This is a genomic window from Hallella mizrahii, from assembly GCF_009695775.1.
GTDB classification, from domain to species: Bacteria; Bacteroidota; Bacteroidia; order Bacteroidales; family Bacteroidaceae; genus Prevotella; species Prevotella mizrahii.
This window is the reverse complement of record NZ_VUNG01000027.1, coordinates 20,613-35,851: the sequence shown is the minus strand read 5'-3', so window position 1 is coordinate 35,851 and position 15,239 is coordinate 20,613. Positions and strand designations below refer to the sequence as shown.

The following is a 15,239-nucleotide window of genomic DNA, read 5'->3' as shown; positions in this document are numbered from 1 at the left end:
GCTGGTTACAACCAACCGTGCCACTGAGGGGTATAAAATCATCGATCATCATGGAAACAGAGATAAGTATCAGAACACAGCATTTGGAGGAAAATGACTGCTGGGCGTGGCTTCGGCAGTTCACTGACGCCCGCATCGCCCTCGGCCGTACGGGCAGCAGCGTACTCACCGACGACTATCTGAAGTTCAGACTGGCCCACGCTCGTGCCCGCGACTCCATCAAGATGCCGTTTGACGCCCGTCGTGTCGCTGAGGATCTGCACCGTCTTGGCCTTACCTCCTTCGAGGTGGACAGCAAGGCGGGTAACCGTGAGACGTTCATCACACGGCCCGACCTGGGACGCCGCCTCTCCGACGAGAGCCGGGCGCGCCTCAAAGCCATGCACTATCCCGGTTGCGACGTGCTGCTCGTCATCGCCGACGGACTCTCGTCAAAGGCGGTGCACAAGCAGGCCGTGCCCCTCGTGGAGCATCTGCAGCCTTATCTGCGTGACCTGCGGCTCTCGCTTGGTCCCATCGTACTGGCGCATCAGAGCCGGGTGGCACTCGCCGATGACATTGCCGAACTTATGCACGCCAAGCTCGTCGCCATACTCATTGGTGAACGACCCGGATTGTCTTCACCCGACAGCTTGAGCGTGTATATGACCTATAAGCCCTACTTCGGCCGTATGGAGAGCGAGCGTAACTGTATCTCCAACATCCGGCCTGAGGGACTCAACTACGACGCGGCAGCCTTCAAACTCACGTGGCTCATCGCCAACGCCTTTGACCGCCGCGTCAGCGGTACTGCACTCAAGGACGAGAGCGACGACCCAGCCAAGTATGGCAAGCTCGCCGACCTCCGCAAAAAATACTATCACGAGATACCTATGGTGCACAAGACGGCACTCAGAATTGCTATTGGTTAGATGGGTCCTTTGATCTTGTCACTGTTGATCTTTAAAGCCTCCACACCTTATTCTATTTAGTGAGTGAATCTCGCATGGCGTCGTATAGTATACCTCTTCTTCGTATACGAGCCTACGAGCGTGGTGATCAGCATCAACTCTTTTGTTTTTGTTAGAGGCGCATTTCTTCTCCCTCTCCCCCAGAGAGAGGGGGTAGGGGAGGAAGAGAACTTTCTGTTACCCTCTCAGTCGCTCTCTCAGTGCATTGCTCCTTCTGAGATAGGCCATGAGAAGGAAGACACTCAGGAAGGCGATGACCAAAGAGACGAGATAAAAGCTGCCGGCAAACAGGTCGTAGAGGCCGTGGAGTGTGGCGGGTATGGCCAGCGCCAGTACATAGAGCGATTTGCGATACTGAGGATAGAGTCCGGCCATGCCCACGAAGTAACCGCAGATACCTGCCCACACGGCATGGAGGAAAGGCAGAGACGTCAGTCGGGCGATGTTCAGCACAAAAGCTGTGGTGTAGTCGGCACGGATGTTGATCGACGTCTGATACTGTACGCCCTCGAAAACGCCGAAGGCTATACCCGCCATGAGACCATAGAACACCATCGTCTGCGGCAGCTGCGGCTCGCGAGCCCGCCGCTCCAAGACGAGCAGAGGGATCATCTTGGCGAACTCCTCCGTCAGTCCGATGCCGAGGATATAGCCTAAGATGCTCAGCGGGAAGGGCGCCGAGGTGAAGGCGTAGAAGAAATTCAACTCGTTGAGGCCCGAGAAGATGACGAACACGCCGAGCTGTGTGAGGAAGAACGTGGAGACGGCTTTGCTCTTGCTGATCTGTCGCGTACGGAAGAAATAGGCGAAGAACAGCCCCCAGATGGTGGCGAAATAGAGGCTTACGGCATAGAAGACGAGATAACCGCCGATGGGCAACAGCATGATAATGGACAGCGACAGCCCAACGATGGCAAGGATGAGCAACCGCTTGTCCTCCATGATATGATGCCGCTCCATGTCGTCTTTGGGAAAGATAAACGCGTGGCCGATATATCTGAGCTGCTCCATGAGTGAGCCGCGGTTGCGCACACGCGGGCGAATGCCGCGCGCGGCGAGCAATTCCTCTACCGTGCCCTCGACATCAGACTCCGCATCGCGTGCCCGGTCGTTGAGCAGCAACCGTCCCTCTTCTACGTATCTTGCAATATCAGACGCCTCGTAGGGCCCGTATTCATGCTGGTTCCTAATGATATAAATCATAACGTTCTCGTTCTAAAAATCTGCTAAACCTTATAGCTAACTTCTACCTTGCTGATTGCGCCTTGCCGCAATATATCTCAGAAACTTATTTCCTGACACCGATCTGGTCCAGTGCCTGCTTGATGTCGTCGAGGATGTCGTCCACATCCTCTATTCCCACAGACAGACGGATGAGATCCGGGGCGATGCCGGCGGCCTTGAGTTGCTCGTCGGTCAGCTGGCGGTGGGTATGACTGGCCGGGTGGAGCACACAGCTGCGGGCGTCGGCCACGTGAGTGACGATATTGATCATCTGCAGCGAGTCCATAAACTTCACGGCAGTGTCGCGGTCTCCCTTCAAGCCGAAAGCGATCACACCGCAACTGCCTTTAGGCATGTATTTCATGGCACGCTCGTGATAGCGGTCGTCTTTCAGTCCGGAGTAGTGTACCCAAGCCACGCGCGGGTCGTCATGCAGGAACTCTGCCACGGCCTGCGCGTTTTTGCAGTGCTGGGCCATGCGCAGGTGCAGCGTCTGTAGGCCGAGGTTCAAGATGAAAGAGTTCATCGGCGCGGGTATGCTGCCCAGGTCGCGCATGAGCTGAGCCACGAGTTTGGTGGTATAGCCCATCTTGCCGAAGGCCTTGACATAGGTGAGTCCGTGGTAGCTCTCGTCGGGTGTGCAGAGTCCCGGGAATTTCTCGGCATGTGCCATCCAGTCGAAGTTGCCGCTGTCCACCACAGCACCGCCGACCTGCGAAGCCGTTCCGTCCATATATTTCGTGGTGGAATGCGTCACAATGTCTGCGCCCCACTCAAAGGGACGGCAGTTGACTGGTGTGGCAAAGGTGTTGTCGACAATCAGAGGCACGCCATTGCGGTGGGCCACACGAGCGAACTTTTCGATGTCGAGCACAGCGCAGCCGGGGTTGGAAATCGTTTCGCCGAAAAGCAACTTAGTGTTGGGACGGAAGGCAGCCTGCAGCTCTTCTTCCGAGGCATCGGGATTGACAAAGGTGCACTCGATGCCGAGTTTCTTCATCGTCACGCCAAAGAGGTTGAACGTGCCGCCATAGATCTCGTTGGAGGCCACAATGTGATCACCGGCCTCACAGATGTTGAACACGGCATAGAAGTTTGCCGCCTGTCCGCTCGAAGTGAGCACGCAGCCCACGCCGCCTTCGAGTTGTGCGATCTTCAGTGCTACCGCGTCGTTGGTAGGATTTTGCAGACGGGAATAGAAATAACCCTCTTTTTTCAAGTCAAACAACTGTGCCATCTCATTGGAGTCGTCGTACTTGAAGGTCGTGCTTTGGATGATAGGCACTTCAATAGGCTCGCCGTTTTTGGGTTGATAGCCACCTTGCACGCAGAGGGTTGCCGTCTTTAAGTTTTTGTTCATGGTGTCGTTTCTTTATGTCGATTAGAAGATAATTTGCTCCTGCTCTTTTAATTCCAACCACAAAAGTACAAAAAAACTTAGAATTAAAAGATCCCGTAAGCATAAATTACCGTCTGCTGGCGGCAAAGAGCGCATAAAAAGCAAGGAGGCGACGAAGAATCACTCCCCATCGCCTCCTGGATTGCCTTTCTATTCAAACGAGTTTGTATAACAGTATAACATTGCGTCTCAAAAGTCGCGTATCAGAAGTTATTTGTTGGCCGGATGATCATAGCTGCTCTTGCGCACGTCCCAATACATCTTCGTGTAGTAGTTGTTCGTGCCGTCGGTAAGCTTGGATAGTGCTTCCTTGAAGTTTGCACCGTTGAGCGTACTCTCGTTGGTGGGGTACTTCACGCGCTCGATGATGTCGCCTTTGGTGTCGGAGAGCGGTGTGAACTTCACGGGCTGATCCTTATAGATGCAGGCGATCTCGCCCGGCCGCATGAGCTGCTCAGGATAGCCGGTGCGGCGGATCTCTGTCCACGCTTCGGTGCCGTTGGTGAAGAGGTCGAGGTATTTCTGGATGGCGCAGCTCTCAGCGTCGACCTTCTTCGATACGGCAGTGACATAAGCGTCCTCGTCGGCGGCGCTCAGCGTCTTGCCCGCCAGGCTGTACCAGTATTCGAGGCTGGCGCGCACGCCGTCCTCATAGTCCTGACGGTCATAACCGTTGTACTCACAGAGGATGAACTTCAGCTCGGCGTAGGTCATCAACGGCACGCTGTAGGTTGGAGTCAGTGCCAGCGGCTGGCCGCTTTTCCAGTCGGGTGAGGATGCACGGAACTTGTCCTGGATGCCGGTGGGCGTGACAAACGGCATGCCGGTGTACTCGCCATTGGCGTTAGGACAGGTGTAGATGCTCAGGCGCGGATCCACGGTGCCCTGCCAGGGATGCGTCTTGTGGTTGAGCTCGTCGGCCTCGCCTTTGAGGAGGTAGAGCAGCGGACGGGCGATGGAGAAATCGTTGCGGCCCTCGACATAGAAGCCCTCGTAGAACTGGCAGTAGTCAGAGCCGGAGGCGGAATAGGTGAACTTTGCCGCGTCGTCGTTGCTCTGCATCACGCCGCTCTCCACAGCCTCTTTGATATAGTTTTTCCAGTTGGGATCCACCTTGGACAGATGGATGGCGAGGCGGCACTTGAGCGAGTTGCCGAAGCGCTTCCATTTCTCTGCGTCGCCGCCGAAGATGACATCACCGGAGGAGAAGGCAGGCTGGCTGACGTCGATGGTGTTGACGGCGTCGGTGAGCTCCTTGATCATCTCGGTGTAGATGTCCTTCTGCGAGTCATAGGCCGCGTAGAGCGTGCCCTCGCTCTCGAGTTTTCCTGCCTGAGAGTAAGGCACGTTGCCCCAGGTGTCGGTGATGATATCCATCAGCCACACTTTCATGATCTTGGCAGCGGCAATTTGGTTGGCGTTAGTGCCGTAGGCGGAGTTGGTGGCTTTGTACTTCTCGTCGGTGTTGAGGGTGATGACCTTGTCGAAGTTGGCCAGTCCCATGTAGAGATAGTTGAAATAGCTGTTGTTCACCGTCTCACGTATCTGGTATCGGTCCTCCTCAGTGTAGTTGCGCTGCACCCACTGCTGGCTGTAGGTCAGGCACTGGCGTCCGCTGAACCAGAGGTCGTAGATGTTGTCCATCGCCCATTTCTCAGCCCCCTCCATGACCATGTTTGAGGGCACGTCGCTGGGCGAGTTAGGGTTTTTGTTGACGTTGTCGATGTCGCTGCACGAAAAGGTTGTCAGGGCCACGACCCCGATCATCGTATATCTGAGTATCTTGTTCATAGAATCATCCTCCAAAAATTAGAATTTGACATTTACAGTAAAGCCATAGTTAGCCACCATTGGCGTGGCACCACCTTCGATGCCCTGCACGTTGCCACTGCTGGTGACGATCATCTCCGGGTCGAAATGCTTGCAGTCGGGTCCCCAAACGGCGAGGTTGCGGCCGTAGGCACTCAGGCGCAAACCCTTGACAAACCAGTTGGGGCGCATCTTGAAGGTGTAGCCTATCGACACTTCACGCAGTTTGATATAGTCGCTGCGGAGTACGTTCTGTGCAGCCGGTCCCGTGTAGTAGTTCTCGTAGTAATCGCGTGCACTGACCACCTTGGTGTTTTTCACCGGTTGGCCGTTGGCGTCGGTAGCCACTTTGTAAGAGCCGTCGGCGTTTTTGATATAGTTGCCGTTGTCGTCGGTGGCAGCCACATAGCCGTCGGTGATCATACCCTTCTCACGCACGCCGTTGGCAGCGGTCTCCTCAAACATACCGGTGTAGCAGCCCCACAGACGGGTCGTGGAGAAGAAATGACCGCCATGCGAGAAGTCGAACTGAACGCTGGCGTCGAAGTTTTTCCAGCGGAAACTGTTGACCAGACCACCCGTGAAGTCAGGATAGATGCTGCCGATGTTGCGGTTGTCAGCCGTAGCCTTATAGAGTCCGGTCTCGGGATCTACGAGTTTGTGTCCGTACTCGTCATAGAGGTAGTCGGTGCCTTTGATGATGCCGTAGCCCTCACCTACCGAGGCTCCTACTTCCACCATGAAGGGGGCAGTGCCCAAGCGCAAGTAGTCGACACCGTCGGTGAGGCTCTTCACCTTGTTCTTATTGGAGGCGAGTGTCAGCGAGGCGTTCCATTCAAAGTCGTGTGTCTTGACCGGTGTGCCGTGGATAGCGAACTCGATACCGTGGTTCTGAATCTCGCCGCTGTTGACAACTTTGTAGATATAGCCTGTCGTACCCGAGACAGACAGCGGAAGAATCTCGTCTTTTGTCGTTGTGGTGTAGTAGGTCAAATCGAAGCCGAGGCGCTCGTCAAACATGCTGGCCTCCAGACCGAACTCCCAGGAGTGGGTGCGCTCAGGCTTCAGGTCTTTGTTGTTGAGCGTGTTCTGCATACGGTAGCCCGGTGTGGAGGGGTCGATGTTGGTGTACTGCAAGAAGGTCTGCTCCACCTGATAGGGGTCGGTGTCGTTACCGACCTCGGCATAGCCGGCGCGCAACTTACCATAGTTGAGCCAGGGCAGACTCTTCTTGAGCAGTTCGGAGAACAGCCAGCTGGCGGTCACCGAAGGATAGGTATAGGTGTTGTTGCCGCTGGGCAGTGCCGAGCTCTTGTCGGTTCTGACGGTGCCCTCGAGGTAGAGCATGTTTTTCCAGCCGAGGGTGACATCGGCAAATACCGAGTTGATGGCCTTCTCCTGCTTGTAGTTGTAGGCGTGAGGCGTGGAGATGGAGTTGGCAAGGTTGTAGAAGTCGGGAATGGCAAGTCCGCCGACGGTCTCGCCGTAGATGTACTCGTAGTGGCGTTTCATGATGTTGGCACCGAGGTTGGCCGACACGCTGTAGTCGTCGTGGAAAGTCTGGTTGTACATCAGCATGAACTCATGGTTGATCTCGTACTGAGTGCGCGCCACCTCTCTGTATTTCGACTGCTCCTGGGAGTGCACGGCGTTGCGCTCATACTGCTTCATGGAGTAGTAGTCGAGGTTGGCCTTGTACTGTGCCTTGAGCTGTGGGAGGATCTGATAGCTGAAGCCTGCATTGCCGTAGACACGGTCGCGGTTGTCGTTCTCATAGTTTTTGTAGCGACTCCAATAGGGGTTGTTGTGGAACTGGATGGTAGGATCGTCAAAGCCACCCATGTTCCACGAGCCCTGTGTGCCGTCGGGTTGGATATAGAGGTCCTTGAGCTCGTTTATGTTGAGCTGCCGCTGGCCCCACTGCGTGAACTTCACCATGATGTTGTTGTCGCCGTAACCAGTTTCCTGTCGTCCCTTGGTGCGGTTGTTGAAATAGTTGACCGTGGTGAAGACATTCAGTCGCTTGTCCTTGCTGGTGATGTTTCCGCTGACGTTGAAGATGTTTTTATACTGACTGCTGTTGGGCTCGTAGCCTTTGAGCGAGGAGTTGGTATAGGAGATGCGGTAGGCGCTGTTGTCGTAGACGTGCGAGATTGCCACGTTGTTAGTATAGCTGACTCCTGTGTTAAAGAAGTCGCGTACATCGCTTGTCGCCGGGCTCCACGGCGATGTGGAGGGGTCGCCTTTCTCGCCGCCGATGCGCCATTTGAGCAAGTCGTACCATGAGAGCACCTGACGCCCGTCGAGTTTTGGTCCCCAGCTCTCGTCCATACCGTAGTCAGGGATGGTGTAGGTCTTGCCGTTGATGGTCTGAGTGGAGAAGTCATCGCCTTCGTCGCCGTGGGCATACTCTCCGGCATAGCCATATCCGCCGCCGTATTGCTTTTGCAGTTTTGGTAGTTTGGTGACCGACTCAAAGCCGATGGTCGTGGAGTATTCCACGCCGTAGCCAGCGTGCTGACGGGCGTGTTTGGTGGTGATCATCACCACGCCGTTGGAGGCGCGGCTGCCGTAGAGTGCCGATGCGGCAGCTCCCTTCAATACAGAAACGCTCTCAATGTCGTCGGGGTTGATGTCCTGCACGAGGTTGCCGTAGTCGTAGCCCTCGGCACCTCGGGCTGTTTCCGAGCTGTTGTAGTCACGACCCTCGATGGGCACACCGTCGACGACGAAGAGCGGCTGGTTGTTGCCAGTGAGAGAGTTGGCACCACGGATAAGCACCTTGGCACTACCGCCCATGCTGCCTGCACCGGAGGAGATCTGCAGTCCGGCGATCTTTCCCTGCAAAGCGTTGACAGGGTTGCTCAGTCCGCCGCGGCTGAGGTTCAAGTCTTCGCCTTTCACCTCGGTGACAGCGTAGCCCAGGGCTTTCTTCTGTCGTGACACGCCCAGTGCGGTGACCACCACGTCGTTGAGCGTAGTGTTGTCGGCTTCGAGATAGACGGTTTGGTTTTCCTTAGCCTTCACGGTCTTGGTCTTCAAGCCAAGGTAAGAGATGCGCAGTGTACTCCCCGCCGGGATGCTCATTTGGTAGTGTCCGTCGACATCGGTGACGGTTCCTGTCTTGGTTCCTACGACCAGTACCGAGGCGCCCACAACGGGATCGCCCTCAGCGGTGAGAATGGTGCCACTGATGCGGGTCTGAGCCATTGCAAGTCCTGAACTTAGCATCATCGTAGCTAAAAGCATAGTCACTCTTTTGTCCATAAGCTCTCTCTAATTAATTAAGTTAACAATAATACGATTTGTTTTCTTTTTCTCTCTATTCCAGATAACAAGAGATTTTTAATTTTTTGCAAAGATAAGTAATTTTATCAAAACTACAAAGTACAAACGACATAAATTTATATTGTGCTTTTAAAAAGTGAATATTTGGTATATAAATATTCTTTTTAATAACATATATATTTTTATTTATAGAGAAATGCGTCTTTGTGATATTAACATAACACGATGGATGGCTCGAGAGTTGTTTTGACTTCTTCAATGCGTCACGCGAAATATACCCTGTATGGCTGATCCGATTGATATTCAAAGTAAGTGAATGCCAGCAATATCACCCCGGCGAACGTTAGCAATACTGGTCCGGGTAGGTTCGTAGGGGCGGGGTTTATCCCCGCCCTAACCCCCTTGACGGTAATCATCCCATGCCCCTTGACGGTAATCATCCCATCATCCGTGCCAGATGTTTGTATATCTTTTGCGGGGTTAGGGCGGGGATAAACCCCGCCCCTACTTGTCACCGGCCTTCTCGACGTTATCAAAAATCGATATACATGACTTGTAATGTGTTGGTGATCAGAATAATATATGGAGTCTTAATAAAAATGACGAAATCAGAAAATGTTTTTTTGCTGACACACATATTTTTATTTATAGAGAAATGTGCCTTTGTGATATTAACATAACACGATGGATGGCTCGAAAGCTGTTTCCGTGTGCGGTACCATAAGAATGCAGTTGGGTACGACGGCGTAAAACGCAGTTGTGATGTCAGTCTGCCTATGTCCATGGAATATATGATTTTACATGACAAAAACACCTCCGCGACAACTTGCAAACTAGAAACGAAAAAAGCGGATTTCTGTTTGCTTTTACTCATTTTTCCCTTGTTAGAGTGCTATTTTACCATGATGATGCTGTCATCTCACTGAGATGATGTGGTCATCTCACTGAGATGATGCGGTCATCTAACTGAGATGATGAGGTCATCTCACTGAGATGACAATGAAAAACAGTGGTTTTTCGAGCTATAAAAAACGGATTTTGTTGTAACGTATTGATAAACAGTAAGTTATAAAAAGGCGCCAAAAATCGCTGATTTTGGCGCAGAGGAGGTGCTGGTTCAGAAAAATGCAGCCACGAGGGCGGAAAATTGTCAGTTTCTTCAACAAATGCTATACATAGACAGGGTGGGGATAACCCCACCCTGACATGAAAGCTCTGTAGGCAACACATAGGAAGCCGGGTGATGAGCGGGCGATGGGGTGGGGCGCCCCGTTAGTTCACTATTTGTTTCTTCACCTTTGTGCTACCCTTCTTTGTCACTCCTTTGACGAGGTAGACGCCGGCAGGTATTTGAACATACGTCGTAGCGGCTTGTGGACGGAGGACCTGCCACAGACGACCGTCGAGGGTGTAGACCGACAGTGAGACAAGGGCGTCGCTACCTGCATAGGAGACAGCAAGCTGTCCAGTAGCCGGGTTCCAGGTCTTCAGGTCACCTTCGTCCGTGGCAAGCACGGAGGCGATGTCTGTCGGCGCGCCACGGGTGATGGCATAGGTGATGAACATCGGCTTGGCATTGGCAGCTTCCGCAGTATTACTTCGGATGTTGGCATCCACCTGCTGGCCTTGGTTGAAAACAAGTTGATTGTTAGCCGACATCTTCACGAAGAAAGACTCTTGCGGACGAATGACATTATACTCTGTACTCACCTGGTTGGCATTGGCCGACGGCAACTGTATCAGTGTGTCCCCGCGCAGCACCCAAAGGTTTTGCGTCTCAAGCGCGCCGCTGTTGTCGGAAAGGAACTGTGCGGCGCTGATGGATGCGGTGTAGGGGTTGGCGATGAGATAGTAGTGATTGTTCGAAGGCAGCACTGTGGCCGGCGTTACGGTAATCTCTCCCACCGCAGCCTCACTCATGTCGGCATTGACACGCAGCTTGCCGTTGTCGGTGCGTGTGAGCGTCACGGTCGTCTGTGAGGCGGTACCGTCGCTGTTCACCGTCTGGTAGCTGTAGGTGGCATCCGCTTTCGGCAGACGGACAAGGGCATTCTTGTTTCGCAGGTCTCCCTTTGGCATGTAGGCGTCACCGACACGCAGCGAGAAGGCGTAGTTGGCGTTCTGGTCGCTGCTGCCATAGATCGCGTTAGCAGTGTTATACACATGGCTCCAGCCGTTAGCCCCTGAGGTGATGGTTCCGTCGGTAGGCACCATCGCCATAGGACTGTCCCAGGCCGTGTAGCCGTTGCTGCCGTCCTGCTCCTTTACGGTCTTGTCGCCCCAGGCGCGCTGGTAGAAAGGATAGGTGACTCTGTTGTTGTCGCTGCTGTTCCAAGAGATGTTCTCAAAGGTCTGCGTCTCCTGACGGCCAGAAGCGGCAGGCGCATAGTAGTCACCGGCATAGGTGTCTTTCAACGGTGATGCCACCGAGTACCACTTGCCCACGGGGAGCTCCAGCTCCGTCCACGCCTTGTTATAGACAAGGAACTGCTGGCTGCGGAGCTCGGCGCCCGCCTTCAGGTAGATCTGGTCGCAGACGTTGCCACGGTAGTTCTGGCAGTAGAAACTGCCCTCATCATTTGCAGGATAGGCCTCCAACTCGTGGGAGATATCGGCCTCGTCACCATCTACAGAATAAGAAACTGCATTCTTGACATTCGACAGACGGATAGCCTGACCTACGTCATTATATTCAACGTAACCCAGCGAAGGATATAGGCCCGCATTCAGTACCGGTATAGTTACCTTCGTAAAGTACATCGGTGCATAGCTTCCGTCGCGCCTCGTCACGGTATTATCTGTTGCCGCGCCCGTGAAGGTAGCAGTATTACCATAATCGGTATAGGAAGCATTGTACAACTCGGATGCCGTAGAACGCCGCCAGTTTAAGTCGTTATTCCAGTTGGAATTGGTGCCATTCTCTGCTGTCGGATACCAAGAAACAAATTCCGGCACGATCTTCAAGCGGAAGAAAGTCTCACCAGGACAGTTGACAACGGTAGCGTCAGTAGAGTTGGTCACGACATACTGCAGTTGTAACTCATACCAATAGCCCTCATGTATCTTATTGATGATGCCGTCGGCGAGCCGGATGTTTACCGTAGAATCAGACGAGAGAAGATTGTAGGGCTGGTCAGGCTGATCGGCCTTGGCAAAGACCAACGAGCCTATTTGCGACTGCAATGCAGGGTCGTTAGTGTTACTCATGATGATATTGGCATCTCCGGTTGAGATATTGGTACCATCGACAAACATCAGATTACTCGTTGTGATTTTCTGTCCATCTACAACACGCGAAGAGATAGGTATGCGTAGCGAAGCCGCAGCGTTGTCTTGTATGATCTTGAGCTGTGGCAAACCAACACGAATATTGCGCACAGAACTTGTATTGGCATAAGGTATGCCGTTGCGACCGAGGTTGAGCTGAACACCCTGCTTGCTGACTCTCACCTTAAACTGTAGCGCTGCTCCCTCGCAAAGGTGATAGGTATAGCCATTTATCGTCAACTCACTGACCGTAGGAATGGCACACACTGAATAATTTCCCACTTTGAGTGGGTAGCCGGTAAGCGACGTGCTAGCCAGGAGCATCAACTTGCCACCGGGGTTTGTGCTTGCGTCATAGATGTTATTCTGCAGGACCTTCTTGTCGTCTTCTGTATAAGTTGTATTCGTTGTCTGATTATAATTGGAGGCAGTAGGATAAGCTTGTCTGAAATGGTCGAGCGCTTCCATAAGACCTGTTACACCATTGAACTCATCTTTGGTTCCTATATACCAGTCGAAAGGTACTTGACTGAGCGTCACCGCACCGCCATCCTCCGGGTTGGTAGTGCTCACGCGGCCTTTAATAGAGTAGTCGGTCACCTCATCAGACGTACAGCTCACCGCCACGTTAGTATTCAAGGAGCCGGTGACATCGTTGAGAACAAAGTTCTCCTCTGTCAACTGAAAATTGTTACTGTAAGTCGAACAACTCTCAGCCGAAGTGCCCCAAGAGTCAGGCTGCGATGCATCATCGCTTGACGGAAGGGCTATCTGTACATAATATTGCTTGTCGGAAGAGAGCGGGAAATGCTTCGACGCAAGCACAAGGCTTACCGTCTTGTCGTTTTCCGTCTCAAACTGTAAGGTCGTGCCATCGTCCAAAGTAGCCGTGGCATTATAGTCCGATGGTATAGTGACCTTGCCATAGCTGTCCATGCCAGAGCCATAGAAATCGGTACCCGTCACAGGCTGGTTGTCGGTAACATTATAGAATCGATAGAAGAGCGAGGCATTGGTGCCGGCATAGTCTTTCAATGACTGATAGTTGCCTTTCAACTTGAGCGTGATGGTTTGGTCAACATTGCTCTCAGATCTCGCGTCAGGACAGATAGGTTTGTTTTGAACGACCATAATCTTTGATGAGCGCTGATAGATACGGATGTCGTCGATGGCATAGTCAGCTCCATTCGTCCCTTTACAGTAATTGTCTATCGTAATGCGGAAGTTACTATACTGTTCTACGTTGGAGCTTGAAGGCAATATCCCACGCCCATAAACTTGATACCAAGTACCCTGGGAGCCGGACGGCGTATAACCATCAATGTTTGAGGTGAAGTCGCCTGAAGCTATATTCATCAACCGGTAAGCCTTGCCGTCTTTCAATCCATAAAGTACGAAAACAATCTGCGGCTGTTCCGGGATGGTACCCCCACTTGGAGTAGATGTATAGCTTGCCACCCATGCCGATACCACAATTTGGGAACCCGAGCAAAGGTTAGCCTGGAAATCTTCCTGGTCTATCTGGCGGCTCTCGTCGCTGGCATCCACATAGAGGAAACTGCCGTACTTTGTGGGGTCGTCATGGTGGGTACGGTCAAAGAGCGTAGCATCAGGGGATGTGAACCACACGTAGCCTTTACCCTGCTGACGAAGATTCTTGCTAAGATTCTTCGTATTTTGGTCAGCCCATTTATTATGCTGCACACTCATGGACACTTGACTGTTAGTACTCAAGGGTGACGCTGTCTTATACTGTGCACTCTTGTAGAAGCCATACTCACCATGCATCGGTGAGTGCTGAGGGTTTTTCCAGATGCCACCAATATCATCTGTTCCACCCATGATGCCGCCCCAACTCTTGGAGATAAGATTCTGATAGACAAAACCATAGGACACAGAAGAAAAATCACGCGGGACACTCGTCATGTTGAGTTTGTCGTCGGTGGGCTGATCAAGCGTCTGAGTGGTGAGCTGCTGGTCAAAACTGATAGGCGCCATGCTCTGATTATAGTGCGACTCCATGTAAGAGGTCTGGCGATCTGGAGCATCAGCCAACTGCGTATCGGACTTTGGATAGAACGAGCGGAACTGCACGTGCATATTACCAACAGGACATTTATTACCTGAGGCATCGGCTGCATAAGACACAATATATACCTCGTCACCGACTTTCACGTCTGCAGGTTTAGAAACAGCGTTATGGTCGAGATCATACCACGTGTTGGAGGTATTATTGATAGTATTGAGACTCACATTAAACATATTGGTCTTTCCCGACACGTTTGCAGCAATATCAGTATATTTAGTCCGGTCAGCAGTATAAACCCTAAAGATGAGCTTCGTGGCATGAATGAGCGAAGTAGAAGCAAAATCGGATGAAGTAATCTTATACTTTGCGTCAGTGGCATACACATGCTTGGTATCAGCATTCGACATCGGGTAAAAGAAATAGTTGGCAGCATCGGGCATATTACTCCGTATGGCGCACGAAGAGGCCGCATTCAGCATACCGAACACAGTTATCTTATGGTCCTCATAAGTCTTGTCCTCCGCATTGTCCTTAAGCAGCGCATCACGCAGCGCGTTAGCAAGGGTGTAAGCCGACCTTACGTGAAAGATGTAACGGACAGAAAGCGTGGGTTCGTGGGTAAAGGTACCCGGAGTGTAGGCATCCAAATCATTGTAATCCTGATAACGGCTGACATCGCACGCCACGTCAGCTCCCTCCCAATCAGGATTGTCACAATCAGCTGTAAGCTTATACCAACAACCCACTCTGACAAGGTCGGCACCACGGCCTGTCGTCTTAAAAGGGTTCTGCACCCTTGGGGCACCGAAATTACCTAAGTTCCATCCAAACCAACCAGCAGATTTTCCGGCCTTGTCGGAGGATGCTGTTGTTGCATAGTTGATATTCCTTAATGCAGCCTGCGTCATCCAAAAACCATAGGGCTGCAGATTGGAGTCATCATTCAAATCCGTCCGAAAGTTATACCATCTGAAATAGCCCTGGGGTTCAAGGTCACTACCGCCGGTATCGAAGTTATTTCTGTTGCTGGCGAGATAGTTTTGAAGAGGAAGCTTAAAAAGAAGGTAGTTGGAACCTTCGAAAGCCTCCATATTGGGTGCTGCCGACGACGTCACATAGATATTATATTCATATTCCGCTACCTGCTGCATGCCGTTGCTTGCCAGTGGCTTTCCGCTGGCGCCGGCATAGTGGGCGAAGGTCTGGGCCGGGGCCTGCGCGGTGAAGAGCAGGGCCACGGCGAGGAAGAGGGAGGAAAGATATTTAAACATAA

At 52.5% G+C, this 15,239-nt stretch carries 6 protein-coding genes; 1 reads left to right on the top strand and 5 read right to left on the bottom strand.

From position 1 onward, the window contains the following. Positions 1-50 precede the first annotated feature (50 nt). A complete protein-coding gene (eutC, locus tag FYJ73_RS10390) occupies positions 51-911 on the top strand; it encodes an ethanolamine ammonia-lyase subunit EutC (RefSeq protein ID WP_154534648.1) in 861 nt (286 codons plus the stop codon). 216 nt (positions 912-1,127) lie between these two features. Here the strand turns inward: eutC and FYJ73_RS10385 are convergent, their stop codons facing one another. From FYJ73_RS10385 to FYJ73_RS10365, 5 genes are all read right to left on the bottom strand, one after another. Next, on the bottom strand, positions 1,128-2,153 hold the full coding sequence (locus FYJ73_RS10385; RefSeq protein ID WP_154534647.1) for a PrsW family intramembrane metalloprotease: 1,026 nt from the start codon (positions 2,151-2,153) through the stop codon (positions 1,128-1,130). An 85-nt stretch (positions 2,154-2,238) separates the two neighbouring features. Then, the gene (locus FYJ73_RS10380) at positions 2,239-3,534 is read right to left on the bottom strand and encodes an O-acetylhomoserine aminocarboxypropyltransferase/cysteine synthase family protein (RefSeq protein WP_154534646.1); all 1,296 of its coding nucleotides are present in this window, start codon (positions 3,532-3,534) and stop codon (positions 2,239-2,241) included. A 249-nt stretch (positions 3,535-3,783) separates the two neighbouring features. Continuing rightward, positions 3,784-5,364 (bottom strand): SusD/RagB family nutrient-binding outer membrane lipoprotein, encoded by a 1,581-nt coding sequence (locus tag FYJ73_RS10375; RefSeq protein WP_154534645.1) that lies wholly within the window; start codon positions 5,362-5,364, stop codon positions 3,784-3,786. 18 nt (positions 5,365-5,382) lie between these two features. Beyond that, positions 5,383-8,649: a SusC/RagA family TonB-linked outer membrane protein gene (locus FYJ73_RS10370; protein WP_154534644.1), complete on the bottom strand. Its 3,267-nt coding sequence runs from the start codon at positions 8,647-8,649 to the stop codon at positions 5,383-5,385. A gap of 1,293 nt (positions 8,650-9,942) precedes the next feature. Then, on the bottom strand, positions 9,943-15,237 hold the full coding sequence (locus FYJ73_RS10365) for a T9SS type A sorting domain-containing protein (protein WP_154534643.1): 5,295 nt from the start codon (positions 15,235-15,237) through the stop codon (positions 9,943-9,945). Positions 15,238-15,239: the final 2 nt, after the last annotated feature.